This window comes from Streptomyces sp. NBC_01012 (genome assembly GCF_045162755.1).
Lineage (GTDB): Bacteria > Actinomycetota > Actinomycetes > Streptomycetales > Streptomycetaceae > Streptomyces.
On sequence record NZ_CP108688.1, the window covers coordinates 5,955,265 to 5,970,645 of the forward strand.

General features: G+C 70.5%; 13 protein-coding genes. 8 read left to right on the forward strand and 5 right to left on the reverse strand.

Annotation, left to right across the window (positions count from 1 at the left end; all coding sequences use genetic code 11):
- Positions 1-92: 92 nt before the first annotated feature.
- The 4 genes from lspA to OG623_RS26795 all read left to right on the forward strand — a co-directional run bounded on the left by lspA (position 93) and on the right by OG623_RS26795 (position 3,932).
- Positions 93-794, forward strand: coding sequence for a signal peptidase II (gene lspA, locus OG623_RS26780; RefSeq protein WP_406149891.1), 702 nt, complete (start codon positions 93-95; stop codon positions 792-794).
- Between the two features lie 23 nt (positions 795-817).
- A complete protein-coding gene (locus tag OG623_RS26785; RefSeq protein WP_406149893.1) occupies positions 818-1,759 on the forward strand; it encodes an RluA family pseudouridine synthase in 942 nt (313 codons plus the stop codon).
- Positions 1,756-2,235, forward strand: a complete 480-nt coding sequence (locus tag OG623_RS26790; RefSeq protein WP_406149894.1) for a GNAT family N-acetyltransferase — start codon at positions 1,756-1,758, stop codon at positions 2,233-2,235. Before OG623_RS26785 ends, OG623_RS26790 begins: the two co-directional genes overlap by 4 nt.
- A 110-nt stretch (positions 2,236-2,345) precedes the next feature.
- Complete coding sequence (locus OG623_RS26795) at positions 2,346-3,932, forward strand: Na+/H+ antiporter (RefSeq protein WP_406149895.1); 1,587 nt, start codon at positions 2,346-2,348, stop codon at positions 3,930-3,932.
- 24 nt (positions 3,933-3,956) lie between these two features.
- Here OG623_RS26795 and OG623_RS26800 read toward each other — a convergent pair whose 3' ends face one another.
- Positions 3,957-5,099, reverse strand: coding sequence for a mechanosensitive ion channel family protein (locus tag OG623_RS26800; protein ID WP_406149897.1), 1,143 nt, complete (start codon positions 5,097-5,099; stop codon positions 3,957-3,959).
- A 38-nt stretch (positions 5,100-5,137) separates the two neighbouring features.
- Here OG623_RS26800 and OG623_RS26805 point away from each other — a divergent pair, with 38 nt between their 5' ends.
- A complete protein-coding gene (locus OG623_RS26805; RefSeq protein WP_406149898.1) occupies positions 5,138-5,716 on the forward strand; it encodes a dienelactone hydrolase family protein in 579 nt (192 codons plus the stop codon).
- Between the two features lie 96 nt (positions 5,717-5,812).
- Here the strand turns inward: OG623_RS26805 and OG623_RS26810 are convergent, their stop codons facing one another.
- The 3 genes from OG623_RS26810 to OG623_RS26820 are packed head-to-tail and all read right to left on the reverse strand — an operon-like array spanning position 5,813 to position 8,771.
- Entirely contained in the window at positions 5,813-6,628 is an 816-nt protein-coding gene (locus OG623_RS26810) for a thioredoxin domain-containing protein (protein WP_406149899.1), read from the reverse strand.
- A 54-nt stretch (positions 6,629-6,682) separates the two neighbouring features.
- Complete coding sequence (locus tag OG623_RS26815; protein ID WP_406149900.1) at positions 6,683-7,408, reverse strand: hypothetical protein; 726 nt, start codon at positions 7,406-7,408, stop codon at positions 6,683-6,685.
- 37 nt (positions 7,409-7,445) lie between these two features.
- Positions 7,446-8,771: a DUF2252 domain-containing protein gene (locus OG623_RS26820; protein ID WP_406149902.1), complete on the reverse strand. Its 1,326-nt coding sequence runs from the start codon at positions 8,769-8,771 to the stop codon at positions 7,446-7,448.
- 178 nt (positions 8,772-8,949) lie between these two features.
- Here OG623_RS26820 and dnaE point away from each other — a divergent pair, with 178 nt between their 5' ends.
- The gene (dnaE, locus tag OG623_RS26825; RefSeq protein ID WP_406149904.1) at positions 8,950-12,495 is read left to right on the forward strand and encodes a DNA polymerase III subunit alpha; all 3,546 of its coding nucleotides are present in this window, start codon (positions 8,950-8,952) and stop codon (positions 12,493-12,495) included.
- 68 nt (positions 12,496-12,563) lie between these two features.
- On the opposite strand, the gene OG623_RS26830 is transcribed toward dnaE, so the two are convergent.
- The gene (locus tag OG623_RS26830; protein ID WP_406149905.1) at positions 12,564-12,737 is read right to left on the reverse strand and encodes a hypothetical protein; all 174 of its coding nucleotides are present in this window, start codon (positions 12,735-12,737) and stop codon (positions 12,564-12,566) included.
- Between the two features lie 264 nt (positions 12,738-13,001).
- Here OG623_RS26830 and OG623_RS26835 point away from each other — a divergent pair, with 264 nt between their 5' ends.
- Complete coding sequence (locus OG623_RS26835) at positions 13,002-14,267, forward strand: NYN domain-containing protein (protein ID WP_406149906.1); 1,266 nt, start codon at positions 13,002-13,004, stop codon at positions 14,265-14,267.
- A 118-nt stretch (positions 14,268-14,385) separates the two neighbouring features.
- The gene (locus tag OG623_RS26840; protein WP_406152017.1) at positions 14,386-15,366 is read left to right on the forward strand and encodes an ABC transporter ATP-binding protein; all 981 of its coding nucleotides are present in this window, start codon (positions 14,386-14,388) and stop codon (positions 15,364-15,366) included.
- Positions 15,367-15,381: the final 15 nt, after the last annotated feature.

The window sequence follows — 15,381 nt, forward strand, 5'->3', positions numbered from 1 at the left end:
CGCGACGTGGGTGCCGGACCCCGATCGCTCCCTGATCGCCCGGGTGTGTCGTACCCTCGTCCTCAGTCAGGCACCTAGGTTGAGGGACTCACGTGGCAGAGGCGGAGAGCATCATCGGTACGCCGGATATCCCTGATGCCGAGGGGGTCGACGGGGCTGAGCCCCAGCAGCCCGCCGAGGGCGCGACCCCGGCCGGCAGCCACGAGGCCGGCGGCGACGAGGCGAGCAGCCACGAGCCGGGCGGGGACGAGGCGAGCAGCCACGAGCCGGGCGGCGAAGAGGCGAGCAGCCACGAGGCGGGAGGCCGGGGCAGGAGGAAGATCCTGGTCCTCCTCGCGGCGGCCGTCCTCGCCTATCTCCTGGACCTGATCAGCAAGATGATCGTGGTCGCGAAGCTGGAGCACCAGGAGCCGGTCGAGCTCATCGGCGACTGGCTGAAGTTCGACGCGATCCGTAACGCGGGCGCAGCCTTCGGGATCGGCGAGGCGTTCACCGTGATCTTCACGGCCATCGCGGCCGTCGTGATCATCGTGATCGTCCGGCTCTCCCGCAAGCTCTACAGCCTGCCCTGGGCCATCGCACTCGGCCTGCTGCTCGGCGGGGCGCTCGGGAATCTCACCGACCGCATCTTCCGTGCGCCCGGTGTCTTCAAGGGCGCGGTGGTCGACTTCATCGCGCCCGCGCACTTCGCCGTCTTCAACCTCGCCGACTCCGCGATCGTCTGCGGCGGAATCCTCATCGTGATCCTTTCCTTCAAGGGCCTGGACCCCGACGGCACCGTGCACAAGGACTAGTGCGCGCAAGGCATACTCGACTGGTGAGTACGTATCCCGAGGTCCGCACCCTGCCCGTACCCGACGGCCTGGAGGGCGAGCGTGTCGACGCCGCCATCTCCCGGATGTTCGGTTTCTCCCGCACCAAGGCCGCCGAGCTGGCCGCCGCCGGGAAGGTACAGGTGGACGGCGCGGTGGCCGGGAAGTCCGAGCGGGTGCACGGCGGTGCCTGGCTGGAGGTGGAGATGCCCCAGGCGCCCGCTCCGGTCCAGATCGTCGCCGAGCCCGTCGACGGCATGGAGATCGTCCACGACGACGACGACATAGTCGTGATCATGAAGCCGGTCGGTGTCGCCGCCCACCCGAGCCCCGGCTGGACCGGCACCACCGTCATCGGCGGCCTCGCCGCCGCCGGCTACCGCATCTCGACGTCGGGCGCCGCCGAGCGCCAGGGCATCGTGCACCGGCTGGACGTCGGGACCTCGGGCCTGATGGTCGTGGCCAAGTCCGAGCGGGCCTACACCCTGCTCAAGGCGCAGTTCCGCGACCGGGTCGTCGAGAAGAAGTACCACGCGCTGGTGCAGGGCCACCCCGACCCGATGAGCGGCACCATCGACGCCCCCATCGGCCGCCACCCGCAGCACGACTACAAGTGGGCCGTCACCGCCGAGGGCAAGCCCTCCGTGACGCACTACGACCTCATCGAGGCCTACCGCGCGGCCAGCCTGCTCGACATCAAGCTGGAGACCGGGCGCACGCACCAGATCCGCGTGCACATGGCCGCCCACCGCCACCCCTGCGTCGGCGACCTGACCTACGGCGCCGACCCCACGATGGCCAAGCGCCTCGGCCTGACCCGCCAGTGGCTCCACGCGGTCCGGCTCGGCTTCGAGCACCCGGCCGACGGCAGCTGGGTCGAATTCGAGAGCGGCTACCCGGACGACCTGCGCCACGCCCTCGACACGATCATGGCGGAGAGCGAATGACCCCCAGGACCACCGCCCCGTACAGCACCCGCAGGGCGCTCGGCGAGAGTGACCTCGCCGCGTGCTTCCAGGTCCGCAAGGACGTGTTCGTCGGTGAGCAGCAGGTGCCCGAGGAGATCGAGTACGACGCCCATGACGCCACCGCCGTACATGTCGTCGCCGTGGCCGCCGACGGCACCGCGCTCGGCACCGGACGGCTGCTGCACGGCGAGGGAGCATCGGACAGGACCGGTGGTGACCTCTCCGTCGGCTCGCTCGGCCGTCTCGCGGTGACCAGCGGCGCCAGGGGCCTCGGCGTCGGCGCCGCGCTGGTCAGGGCCATCGAGGCGGAGGCCCGTGCGCTGGGTCTGGCCGCCGTCGATCTGCACGCCCAGACGCATGCCCTGGGCTTCTACGAGCGGCTCGGCTACGTCGCGTACGGCCCCGAGTTCCCGGATGCGGGGATACCGCACCGGGCCATGCGCCGGGCGCTCTGACCGCTCGGCCCGGGCCCGTCGCGGGCCCGGGCGTTCACGCGTGGCACGCTGGAGCCCTCACCGGCTGATCAACGGGCCCCGGCGGCCCGGCGCGCTGCGGAAGGCACAACGTGGACCAAATGGCACTCCTGCTCCTGCTCCTGCTAGGGGCGGTGGTCACGGTGCCGCTCGGGGAGCGCCTGCGTCTCCCGGCACCGATCCTGATGACCCTGGCCGGGATCGTCCTGGCCTTCGCCAGTTTCGTCCCGGATGTGGACATCCCACCGGAGTTCATCCTCCCCGCCCTGCTGCCCCCGCTGCTCTACGCCTCCGTGCAGCGCACCTCCTGGCGGCAGTTCGCGGCCAACCGGCGGCCGATCTTCCTGCTGGCCGTCGCCCTCGTCTTCGTCACGACGGCGGCCGTCGCGACGGTCGCCAACGCGCTGGTCCCCGGCCTGCCCATCGCCGCCGCCGTGGCCCTCGGCGCGCTCGTCGCCCCGCCCGACCCGGTCGCCGCGACCGCCGTCGCCGGCTCGGTCGGACTGCCGCGCAGGCTCGTGTCGGTGCTGGAGGGCGAGGGGCTGTTCAACGACGTCACGGCCATCGTCCTCTACCACGTCGCCATCGCCGCCGCCGTCAGCGGCACCTTCTCGCTGCCCGCCGCGTTCGGTCTGCTCGTCCTGTCCGCCGTGGTCGCCGTGGCGGTCGGCCTCGTCCTCGGCTGGCTCACCATCAAACTGATGGGGTATCTGGGCGATTCGACCCTCCAGGTCGGCCTGACCCTGCTGGTGCCGTTCGCCAGCTACGTACTCGCCGAGGAGCTGATGGGCTCGGGCGTCCTCGCCGTCCTCACCACGGCGCTGTTCCTCGCCGAGCACACCGCGGACGCCGACGACGTCCTGGGGCGGCTCACCGGCCGGTCCTTCTGGGAGATCGTCGACACCCTCGTCACCGGTATCGCCTTCGGACTGATCGGCCTCGAACTCCACAACGTCTTCGGCACCGCCGACGGACGCGAACTGCGCCTGCTGGGCTGGGGGCTCGCCGTCGCCGCGGTCGTCGTCGGCGTACGCCTGGTGTGGCTGCTGCCCGCCAGCTGGCTGGCCCAGCGGCTGCACACCCGGCGTGACGTCAGCGAGGAGATCCCCACCAGCGTGCGCGAGACCGTCGTCATGTGGTGGGCCGGGATGCGCGGGGTGGCCTCCGTCGCGCTGGCGCTCGCCATCCCGCTGAAGACGGACGACGGCAAGCCCTTCCCGGGCCGCGACGAGATCGTCTTCATCGCCTTCGTCGTCATCATGGTCACCCTCGTCCTCCAGGGCCTGACCCTGCCGTGGCTCGTGCGCAAGCTCGGCGTCAAGGCGGACACGGGCGCCGAACAGGCGCTGGAGCGCGACCTCGCGATCCGCGCGGCCAAGGCCGCCAGGACCCGCCTCAAGGAGGTCCAGAACGTCGAGGAACTCCCCGAGGAGGTGCTGGAGCGGCTCCAGCGCGCGGCGTACGACATCGGGGCGCGGATCAGTCCCGACATGGTCGACGAGGAGCGGCGCGACGCCTACGCGCAACGTGCCGCGCGGTTCAAGGAGATCGGCCGGATCCAGCGCGAGATGATGTCGGCCGCCCGCCACGCGGTGCTCGACGCCCGCAACGAGCCGGGCTCGGACCCCGAGGTGGTGGACCGGGTGCTGCGCTATCTGGACGTGCACAGCCTGCGCTAGGGCGGGCCCGTGCACGCCCGGCGGTCAGCCGCGGCCCGTGCGGGGGGCCTTGTCGACGGCGGGGCCCCGGCCGTTGGACGGGGGCCGGCCGGTGTCCGCGCCCGTGAGCTCCCACCGGCGGTCGCCGGGCGGCAGTGCCGCGGGCGACGTCACGACCCGGGGCAGCGCATACGGGTGGTGGTCCCTGAGCCAGGCGATCAGCTGCTCCCGCACCGCGCAGCGCACCGTCCAGATGTCGTTCGCGTCCTTCGCGGTGACCACGGCCCGCACCTCGATCGTCGTGGGGGTGGTGTCCGTGACGGCCAGGGACCAGTCGCGGCCGTCCCAGGCCGCGCACTCGCCGAGGATGTCCCGCAGCTGGTCACGCATGGCCGCGATGGGGGCCGAGTGGTCGAGCTGGAGGAAGACGGTGCCTGACATCTGTGCCCCGCCGCGCGACCAGTTCTCGAACGGCTTGCTCGTGAAGTAGGACACGGGCATCGTGATGCGCCGCTCGTCCCAGGTCCGCACCGCGAGGAAGGTGAGGGTGATCTCCTCGACGGTGCCCCACTCGCCGTCCACCACCACGGTGTCTCCCATCCTGACCATGTCGCCGAAGGCGATCTGGAAGCCGGCGAAGAGATTGCCGAGGGTGGACTGGGCAGCGACACCGGCGACGATGCCGACCACACCGGCCGAGGCCAGCATCGAGGTCCCGACCGTGCGCATCGCGGGGAAGGTGAGCAGCATCGCGGCGATCGCGACGGTCGCCACCACCGCGGTGACCACCCGCTGGATCAGCGTGACCTGGGTCCTGACCCGGCGGACCCGGGCCGGGTCGCGGGTGGAGGCCGCGTAACGCGCGTACGAGGACTCCACGATCGTGGCAGCGGCGCGCAGCACCAGCCAGGCCGAGGCCGCGATCAGCACCAGGGTCAGGATCTGGCCGATCGCACCCCGGTTGTCCCGCACCACATCGAGCTTGAGCTGAAGGAAGCTGGCCCGCAGCAGCGCCGTGCAGAGCACCACCTGCAAGGGCGGCCGGCAGAGCCTGAGCAGACCCCAGAGCGGGGTCTCGTGATGCCGGCTGTCCTCACGACGCAGCAGCAGATCGACCAGCCAGCCCACCACCAGGGTGATCACCAGCGAGCCGCCCAGCACGAGCAGCGGCCGAACGACGTTCTCCATTCCCTCAGTCCTCCAGTAGTCGGGGCAGGCCTGGCACCATGGACCGCATGAACATCATGCTTTTCCACTCGACCTACGGTCCGAGGCCTGCCGTGCACGCGGCTGCCGAGCGGCTGCGCGCAGCCGGGCACGAGGTGCGCGTGCCCGATCTCTTCGACGGCCACACCTTCGAAACGGTCGAGGACGGAATGGCTTTCCAGCAGGAGCTGGGCAAGGACGAGCTGCTCAGGCGGGCTGTCCTGGCAGCCGCGCCGTATTCGGACCAGGGCCTCGTCTACGCGGGATTCTCGTTCGGGGCCTCGGTGGCGCAGACCCTCGCGCTCGGCGACGCGAAGGCCCGCGGCCTGCTGCTGATCCACGGTACGTCGGACATCGCCGAGAACGCCTCGGTGGACGAGCTGCCCGTGCAGCTGCACGTCGCCGACCCCGACCCGCACGAGTCGGGGGACTGGCTGAACAGCTGGTACCTCCAGATGCAGCGCACCGGGGCCGACGTCGAGATCTACCGCTACCCGGGCGCCGGACATCTGTACACCGACCCGGACCTGCCCGACTTCGACCAGGCGTCGGCCGACCTGACCTGGAAGGTCGCGCTCGGCTTCCTCGCCACGCTGTAGCGGTGCCCGCGGGCCGCGCACCTGCCGCGCGGCCCGCGGTTCGCCTCCTGAGCCTCCTGAGCCGGGGTCTCTCCCGCGGAGACCGCCGAGGGCGGGTCAGCCCTTGAGCGCCGCGGTGACCGCCTTGTTGAAGTCGGCCACCGTCATGGGGGCGTTCTCGCTGCCCTCCGCGGTGAGCGTCTTGCCGTCCATCTTGAGGGTGGGCGTGCCCTGGACCCCGCTCTTGTCGAACGCCTTGGACATCTTGATCGCCCAGGCGTCGTACGTGCCGTCCTCGACGTTCTTCTTGAACGCCTTGTTGCCCTTCAGCGCGTCCACCGTGTCCGCGACCTCGATCAGGTAGCTGTCCTTGGCGAACTTGTCGTCGGTCTCCTCGGGGTGGTACTTCGCGGAGTACAGCGCGCTCTTGTACTCCAGGAAGGCCTCCGGGCTCACGTCCAGCGCGGCGCCCAGCGCGCTCAGGGCGTTCTTCGAGCCCTCGCCGCTGTCCGCGTTGTCGATGAAGGTCGCACCGACGTACTTGATCTTGTACTTGCCGGCGTCGACGTCCTTGGCCACGGTCTCGCCGACCGTCTGCTCGAAGGTGGCGCAGATCGGGCAGCGCGAGTCCTCGTACAGCTCCAGGGTCTTCTTGGCACCGGAGTCGCCGACCACGACGGTCGTGCCGTCGGTGCCCGAGGTGTTCTTGGGGGCCGTGACGTTCTTCGCGTCCGCGGCCTCCTCCCAGGCGGAGGGCTTGTTCAGCTGCATCACGCCGTAGCTCACGGCACCGGCGATCGCGAGGACGGCGACGACCGAGACGCCGACGATGATCTGCTTGCGTGCCTTGTCCTTCTTGGCCTGGCGCTCGCGCTCCGCGCGCAGCCGCTCGCGGGCGGCGGACTTGTTGGCCTGGTTGTTGCGCTTGCTCATGACGGGTGCTCCGTAGAGGTGGGGGTGGCTCGGAAAAGTGGTCCTGCCGCGGGCTCAGACAGCGCTGAGCGCCGGAAGCGGCGGGCCCCTCCGTCCCACGGAGTGCACCAGGAAGCGGGCCTGGGCCAGCGGATGCGGGCGCCCGGGGCGCCGGCCGTCGGGCTGTGCGCGGCGCCGCGGTGTGCTCACCACGGCGACCGCGGTGAGCAGCGGCCGGAAGGCGACGGCGGCCGCCGCGCGCAGCAGGCCGGCGAGCGCCGACTCGCCGCGCCGCAGCCAGGCGGCGGCCAGCAGGCCCACCGCCACATGCGCGACCAGCAGCAGCCACGGGACGGCGGGCCCCGGCGATGCCAGCAGGGCGGCGGCATGGTCGCCCTTGGCGGTCACCCCGGCCAGCGGGGTGCCGACCGAGGCGACACCGGAGAGCCCGTCGGCGCCGTGCCCGGCCTCACCGCCGCAGAGCACATTCACCCCCACGGAGCGCAGCGGGCCCGCGATCGGGCCGCCCGCCGCCCCGTAACAGAGGTGCTGACCGGTGGTGAACACCGTGTCGGCGGCCAGCTCCAGCGGAACCAGCAGCCCGGCGATCGCCCCGAAGCCGCGCTCCCGGCCCGCCAGCGCGAACGCCACGGCGAAGACGGCCCCGGCCAGCAGCGCGACGGCGGTGAGCGGCAGCGGGACCCGGGAGAGCAGCACATGGGACGCGGACGAGAGCGTGACGACGAGCGCGGTGAACAGCGCCGCGCGTACTGCTCTGATCTGTGTCCCTGATACGTCCATCGCCGGAGAGTGTGTCATGCGGACCTGTAAACGAGCCCTAAAGACCGGGGATACGGCCGGCACGGAGCAGGTCGACGAAGATCTGGTGGTCGGCGCGGGCCCGCGCGCCGTAGCTGTGGGCGAAGTCCACCAGCAGCTCCGCGAAGCCCTCCTCGTCGGCCGCGACGGCCGCGTCGATCGCGCGCTCCGTGGAGAACGGCACCAGCGAGCGTCCGCTCCCGTCGTCCGCCGCCGCGTGCATCGCCGCCGTGGCCCGGCCGAGATCGGCGACCACCGCCGCGATCTCCTCCGGCTCGTCGATGTCGGACCAGTCCAGATCGACCGCGTACGGGGAGATCTCGGCGACCAGCTGCCCGGCCCCGTCCAGCTCGGTCCAGCCGAGCCACGGGTCGGCGCGGGCCTGGAGCGCGCGCTGCGAGACCACCGTGCGGTGCCCCTCGTGCTGGAAGTGGTCCCGCACCGCCGCGTCCGTGATGTGCCGGGAGACGGCCGGGGTCCGCGCCTGACTGAGGCAGATCACGACGTCGTTCTCCAGGGCGTCGCTGCCGCCCTCCAGAAGGATGTTGTACGAGGGCAGGCCGGCCGGCCCGATGCCGGTGCCCCGGCGGCCGACGACGTCCTTCACCCGGTAGGAGTCGGGCCGGGCGAGACTGGAGTCGGGCAGCGTCTCCAGATAGCCGTCGAACGCCGCGAGCACCTTGTAACGCGTCGCCGCGTCCAGGTCGACCGCGCCGCCGTCGGCGCTGAACCGGCGCTCGAAGTCCCGGATCTCCGTCAACGAGTCCAGCATCCCGTGCCGGGTCAGCGCGCGGGCGCCGCGCAGCGCGCCGAGCAGCGGACCCTCGGCGGTGTCCAGCGTGAAGGGCGGCACCTCGTCGTTCTTGGCGCCCGTCGCCAGGGCGTGGATCCGCTCGCGGTAGGCGGTGGCGTACGCCCGGACGAGCGCGGTGATCTGGTCGTCGCCCAGCGCCCTGGCGTGACCGATCAGGGCGACGGAGGCGGCGAAGCGCTTGAGGTCCCAGGTGAAGGGGCCCACATAGGCCTCGTCGAAGTCGTTGACGCTGAACACCAGACGGCCGTCGGCGTCCATGTACGTGCCGAAACTCCCGGCGTGCAGATCGCCGTGGATCCACACCCGGCCGGTGCGCTCGTCCAGATAGGCGCCGGTGTGCTGCTCACGGTCCAGGTCGGCGTAGAACAGGGCGGCCGACCCCTGGTAGAAGGCCAGGGCCGAGCCCGCCATCCTGCGGAAGCCGACCCGGCAGGCGGCCGGATCGGCGGCCAGGAGCTGCCCGAACGCGGTGTCGAAAACTGCGAGAATCTGCTCCCCGCGCTGCTCAGCGCCGGTCTGCGGGTCCGACATCGCTGGGTGCCTCCTGGTCCGTGGCGTTCAGAACAGTTCAGAACAAAGGGGACTGTCGCCCCGCTCTTCCAACGCGTGACCGTCCCGGGGAGTGCCCGCCATCCGGGAGCTCGGAGACGTAGACTTCCACGCTGTCCCCCCAAGCCGTTCCAGCCAGTTTTCCCGGAGGCACAGCGCCGTGAGCAAACCGCCTTTCACGCACCTGCACGTCCACACCCAGTACTCCCTGCTGGACGGTGCCGCGAGGCTCAAGGACATGTTCGAGGCGTGCAAGGGCATGGGCATGTCGCACATCGCGATGACCGACCACGGCAACCTCCACGGGGCGTACGACTTCTTCCACTCGGCAGAGAAGGCCGGGGTGACGCCGATCATCGGGATCGAGGCCTACGTCGCCCCCGAGTCGCGGAAGCACAAGCGCAAGATCCAGTGGGGCCAGCCGCACCAGAAGCGGGACGACGTCTCGGGTTCCGGTGGTTACACCCACAAGACGATCTGGGCGGCCAACAGCACCGGACTGCACAACCTCTTCAAGCTCTCGTCGGACGCGTACGCCGAGGGCTGGCTGCAGAAGTGGCCGCGTATGGACAAGGAGACCATCTCCCAGTGGTCCGAAGGCCTGATCGCCTCCACCGGCTGCCCCTCCGGTGAGCTGCAGACCCGGCTGCGCCTCGGCCAGTTCGACGAGGCCGTCAAGGCGGCGTCCGATTACCAGGACATCTTCGGCAAGGACCGGTACTTCCTGGAGCTGATGGACCACGGCATCGACATCGAGCGCCGGGTCCGCGACGACCTGCTGCGGGTCGGCAAGAAGCTCGGCATCCCGCCGCTCGTGACGAACGACTCTCACTACACCTACGCCAACGAGGCGACCGCGCACGACGCGCTGCTCTGCATCCAGACCGGCAAGAACCTCTCCGACCCCGACCGCTTCCGGTTCGACGGCACGGGCTACTACCTCAAGACGACCGACGAGATGTACGCCGTCGACTCCTCCGACGCCTGGCAGGAGGGCTGCGCCAACACCCTCCTGGTCGCGCAGCAGATCGACACCACCGGCATGTTCGAGAAGCGCGACCTGATGCCGAAGTTCGAGATCCCTGAGGGCTTCACCGAGGTCACCTGGTTCCAGGAGGAGGTCCGGGTCGGCATGGGCCGCCGCTACCCGGGCGGTGTCCCCGACGACCGGCAGAAGCAGGCCGAGTACGAGATGGACATCATCATCCAGATGGGGTTCCCGGGGTACTTCCTCGTCGTCGCCGACTTCATCATGTGGGCCAAGAACAACGGCATCGCGGTCGGCCCCGGCCGTGGTTCCGCGGCCGGTTCGATCGTCGCGTACGCCATGGGCATCACCGACCTCGACCCGATCACCCACGGGCTGATCTTCGAGCGCTTCCTCAACCCCGAGCGCGTGTCCATGCCCGACGTCGACATCGACTTCGACGAGCGCAGGCGCGTCGAGGTCATCCGGTACGTGACGGAGAAGTACGGCGCCGACAAGGTCGCCATGATCGGCACCTACGGCAAGATCAAGGCCAAGAACGCCATCAAGGACTCCGCGCGCGTCCTCGGCTATCCGTACGCGATGGGCGACCGCCTCACCAAGGCGATGCCCGCCGACGTCCTCGGCAAGGGCATCGACCTCAGCGGCATCACCGACCCCAAGCACCCGCGCTACAGCGAGGCGGGCGAGATCCGGGGGATGTACGAGAACGAGCCGGACGTCCAGAAGGTCATCGACACCGCGAAGGGCGTCGAGGGCCTCGTCCGGCAGATGGGCGTGCACGCCGCAGGCGTGATCATGTCCAGCGAGCCCATCGTCGACCACGCCCCGCTCTGGACGCGGCACACCGACGGCGTCACCATCACGCAGTGGGACTACCCGCAGTGCGAGTCGCTCGGCCTGCTGAAGATGGACTTCCTCGGCCTGCGCAACCTGACGATCATGGACGACGCCATCAAGATGGTGAAGGCCAACAAGGGCGTCGACCTGGAGATGCTCGCGCTCCCGCTGGACGACCCCAAGACGTACGAGCTGCTCTGCCGCGGTGACACGCTCGGGGTGTTCCAGTTCGACGGCGGCCCCATGCGTTCGCTGCTGCGCCAGATGCAGCCCGACAACTTCGAGGACATCTCCGCCGTCTCGGCCCTCTACCGGCCGGGCCCGATGGGAATGAACTCGCACACGAACTACGCCGAGCGCAAGAACGCCCGGCAGGAGATCACCCCGATCCACCCGGAGCTCGAGGAGCCGCTCAAGGAGGTCCTCGGGCTCACCTACGGCCTGATCGTCTATCAGGAGCAGGTGCAGAAGGCCGCCCAGATCGTCGCCGGCTACTCGCTCGGCGAAGCGGACATCCTGCGCCGCGTGATGGGCAAGAAGAAGGCCGACGAACTGGCGAAGAACTTCGTCCTCTTCGAGGCCGGCGCCAAGAAGAACGGCTTCTCCGACGCGGCGATCAAGGCGCTCTGGGACGTCCTGGTCCCCTTCGCGGGATACGCCTTCAACAAGGCGCACTCCTCCGCGTACGGCCTGGTCACCTACTGGACCGCCTACCTCAAGGCGAACTACCCCGCCGAGTACATGGCGGCCCTGCTGACCTCGGTCAAGGACGACAAGGACAAGTCCGCGGTCTACCTCAACGAGTGCCGGCGCATGGGCATCAAGGTACTCCCGCCCAACGTCAACGAGTCCGAGTCGAACTTCGCAGCCCAGGGTGACGACGTCATCCTGTTCGGGCTGACCGCTGTTCGTAACGTCGGCCAGAACGTGGTCGACTCGATCATCAGGTGCCGCAAGGCGAAGGGGAAGTACTCCACCTTCCCCGACTTCCTGGACAAGGTCGAGGCGGTCGTCTGCAACAAGCGCACCGTCGAGTCGCTCATCAAGGCCGGCGCCTTCGACGAGATGGGTCACACCCGCAAGGGACTCGTCGCCCACCACGAGCCGATGATCGACAACGTGGTGCAGGTCAAGCGCAAGGAGGCCGAGGGGCAGTTCGACCTCTTCGGCGGCATGGGCGACGAGGCGGAGGGCGACTCCGAGCCGGGCTTCGGTCTCGACGTGGAGTTCTCCGACATCGAGTGGGAGAAGTCCTACCTGCTCGCGCAGGAGCGCGAGATGCTCGGCCTCTACGTCTCCGACCACCCGCTCTTCGGCCTTGAGCACGTCCTGTCCGACAAGTCGGACGCGGCGATCTCGCAGCTCACCGGCGGTGAGCACGCCGACGGCGCGATCGTCACCGTGGGCGGCATCATCTCCGGCCTCCAGCGCAAGATGACCAAGCAGGGCAACGCCTGGGCCATCGCGACCGTGGAGGACCTCGCGGGATCCATCGAGTGCATGTTCTTCCCCGCGACCTACCAGCTGGTCTCCACCCAGCTCGTCGAGGACACCGTCGTCTTCGTCAAGGGACGCCTCGACAAGCGCGAGGACGTGCCGCGCCTGGTCGCCATGGAGATGCAGGTCCCCGACATCTCCAACGCCGGGGCCAACGCACCCGTCGTCCTGACCATCCCCACGGTCCGGGTCACCCCGCCCATGGTCAGCCGGCTCGGCGAGGTCCTCGGCAACCACCGGGGCGACACCGAGGTGCGCATCAGGCTCCAGGGCCCCCGCAAGACCACCGTGCTCCGGCTCGACCGGCACCGCGTCAAGCCGGACCCCGCGCTCTTCGGCGACCTGAAGGTGCTGCTCGGCCCGTCCTGCCTGGCCGGCTGACGGCCGCACACCCGCGAGAGGGGCGCCCCGCCGGTGGCGGGGCGCCCCTCTCGCACGGGGTGGGCCCGTCAGTTGTGGCCGAACCGCTTCTGGTGCTTGCGAGCGACGTCGGCCGGGCTGCCCTGAGCCTGCGGCTGGGTGCCCGACTCGTACGCCGTCGACCTGGCCTCGTCCGACCCGCGCTCCGCGGCGGACGCGCGGTCGGGCTGAGCGGCCTGCTTGCGGTTCTTGTTCTTCGCCATCGTGATGCCTCCTGTGGGAGATCTGGGGGTCCAGAACCGCTGTCAGGCTCACATAGCACCGGAAAGGCCGCATGTTGGATCATTACCGAGCGTAGTTCGCGGGGTATCATGCGCGGTTTTCGGATCCGCCACGCCGATGATCGAGTTCCGGACCTTAACCCCACCGCCGTCGGGCAGACTCGGAAGAAACCCTGAGTAAGCGAACCCCGGACCGGCGGATCACCCCCATGTCAGGACCCCGGTCCGCTCCCGAACTGGAAGAGGGTGGAACGCGTGGACCGTTGCGTCGTCCTGGTTGACGCCGGCTACTTGCTGGGCGCAGCCGCGAGTCTGCTGGCCGGAGAGCCCGCCCGTTCCCGCATCACCGTCGACCACGCGGCCCTGATCCAGGGGCTGCGCGAGCGGGCGGAGGCCGACACGGAACAGCCCCTGCTGCGCATCTACTGGTTCGACGGCGCCCCCGACCGGGTTCCGCAGCCCGAGCACCGCAGACTGCGGGTCATGCCGCGGGTGACCGTACGACTGGGGGCGCTCACCCGCAGTGACGGACGGTGGGCGCAGAAGGGCGTCGACGCGGCCATGCACGCCGAGCTCACCGAGCTGGCCAGAAACCGTGCCTGCTCCGACGTGGTGCTCGTGACGGGCGACGGCGATCTGCTGCCGGGGCTCATGTCGGCCAAGGAGCACGGCGTCGCCGTCCACCTCTGGGCCGTACAGGCCGCCGACGGCGACTACAACCAGTCCGAGGACCTGGTCGCCGAGGCCGACGAGCGTCGTGTGCTCGACCGTGCCTGGATCACCCAGGCCGTACGGGCCAAGGAGACGGGCGGCGTGTGCGCGCCCGCGCCCGCCCCGCGCCCCGAGATCGCCGCGATCCTGTCGGCGCCGTTGCCCGAGGCGGCCCTCGCCGCGTCCGCGGAGCGGGCGTCGGAGGCCCAGGCTGCCGCCACCCGTAACGGCACCGGCACGGCGGAGACCGAGGCAGCCCCGCCCTCCGGGCCCGCGCCCGCCCCCGGACACAAGGGCGTCCCCACCCCCAAGGACCTGGCGAGCCTGCGCGCACCCGCGCCCCAGACCCCGCAGCACGCCGCACAGCCCCCGGCGGGCAACGCGACACTGCGCTGGTCGTCGGAGAAGGGCTGGGTGGAGCGCGGCGGGCCGCTCGGTGAGCCGCCCGAGACCGCCTCCCTGCCGACCCTGGCCCAGCTCACCAGCGCGGAACAGCGCTGGGCGGACCGGGAGGAGGACATCACCACCGTCGGCGGCGACCCCTTCGAGGTGGGCCAGGTCTTCGCCCGGCGCTGGATGGAGCGGCTGCCGGAACCCGTCCACCTGCAGAAGCTGTCCACGATGTATCCCCGCATCCCGCACCGCATCGACGGAGAAGTGCTGAGGTACGCCGCCCGCTTCGGTCTCCTCGCGCACAAGGACGACCAGATCGACGAGCACGACCGCTATGCCATCCGGGCGGGCTTCTGGCGCGAGATCGACGTACGGACCGCCACCGAACAGGCTCCCGCGGGGGAGTGAGCGGCGCGGCACTGCCCGGACCCGGACGCAATACGGGGCATCCGACCCCGTAGGCTCATGCCTCGTGAGTACGGGCACAGCACAGGCTGCGGACACAGCACCGGCACCGACCGGGACCGTGTGCGCGGTGCGCGACCTGGTCAAGACCTACCCCGCAGTCCGGGGCCGACGCGGCCGGGCCGCGACTCCCGAGGTGCGCGCCACCGACGGGGTGTGCCTCGATGTCCGGCGCGGTGAGATCTTCGGCCTGCTCGGGCCCAACGGAGCGGGCAAGTCCACGCTCGTACGCCAGCTCACCGGGCTGATGCGTCCCGACTCCGGGAGCGTCGAGGTGCTGGGACACGACCTCGTGTGCCACCCCGAGCGCGCCTCGCGGCTCATCGGCTACCTGGGCCAGGAGTCCACCGCCCTCGACGAGCTGACCGTGTCGCTCGCCGCGGAGACCACCGGGCGGCTCAGGGGTCTGCCGGTACGGGAAGCGCGCGCCGCGCGTGACGACGTACTGGAGGAACTCGGGCTCACCGCCCTCGCCGGGCGCCCCCTGAGGAAGCTGTCGGGCGGGCAGCGCAGGCTGGCCTGCTTCGCCGCGGCCCTCGTCGGTGAGCGGCCCCTGCTGGTGCTGGACGAACCGACGACCGGGATGGACCCCGTCGCCCGTCGCTCCGTCTGGTCCGCCGTCGACCGGCGGCGTGCCGAGCACGGGGCGACCGTGCTGCTCGTGACCCACAACGTCATCGAGGCCGAGACGGTCCTGGACCGGGTGGCCGTCATGGAGCGCGGCAGGGTCATCGCCTGCGACACCCCGGCCGGGCTCAAGGAGCGGGTGGCCGGCGAGGTGCGGGTCGAGCTGGTGTGGCGCGAGCGTGCGCCGCTGGACGTCCCCGAGGTGGCCGCGCTGCGTGAATCGGCGCAGGAGTCGGGGCGCAAGTGGACGCTGCGGCTGGGGCCCGACGAGGCACGGGCCGCGGTGGCGGCGGTGACCGGCGGGGCGGCTTTCTCCTCGCTCGACGACTTCACGCTGGCCACGCCCAGCCTGGAGGACGTGTATCTGGCCCTCGGCGGGGACGCCGCCAGGGCCGAGGGGCTGGTGAAGGCGTGATCAGAACGTTGAGCG

Coding starts and splice junctions, on each gene's coding strand:
- OG623_RS26790 (WP_406149894.1), top strand. CDS start 1,756: ATGACCCCCAGGACCACCGCCCCGTACAGCACCCGCAGGGCGCTCGGC.
- OG623_RS26800 (WP_406149897.1), bottom strand. CDS start 5,099: ATGGAGAACGTCGTTCGGCCGCTGCTCGTGCTGGGCGGCTCGCTGGTG.
- OG623_RS26805 (WP_406149898.1), top strand. CDS start 5,138: ATGGACCGCATGAACATCATGCTTTTCCACTCGACCTACGGTCCGAGG.
- OG623_RS26810 (WP_406149899.1), bottom strand. CDS start 6,628: ATGAGCAAGCGCAACAACCAGGCCAACAAGTCCGCCGCCCGCGAGCGG.
- OG623_RS26815 (WP_406149900.1), bottom strand. CDS start 7,408: ATGGACGTATCAGGGACACAGATCAGAGCAGTACGCGCGGCGCTGTTC.
- OG623_RS26820 (WP_406149902.1), bottom strand. CDS start 8,771: ATGTCGGACCCGCAGACCGGCGCTGAGCAGCGCGGGGAGCAGATTCTC.
- OG623_RS26830 (WP_406149905.1), bottom strand. CDS start 12,737: ATGGCGAAGAACAAGAACCGCAAGCAGGCCGCTCAGCCCGACCGCGCG.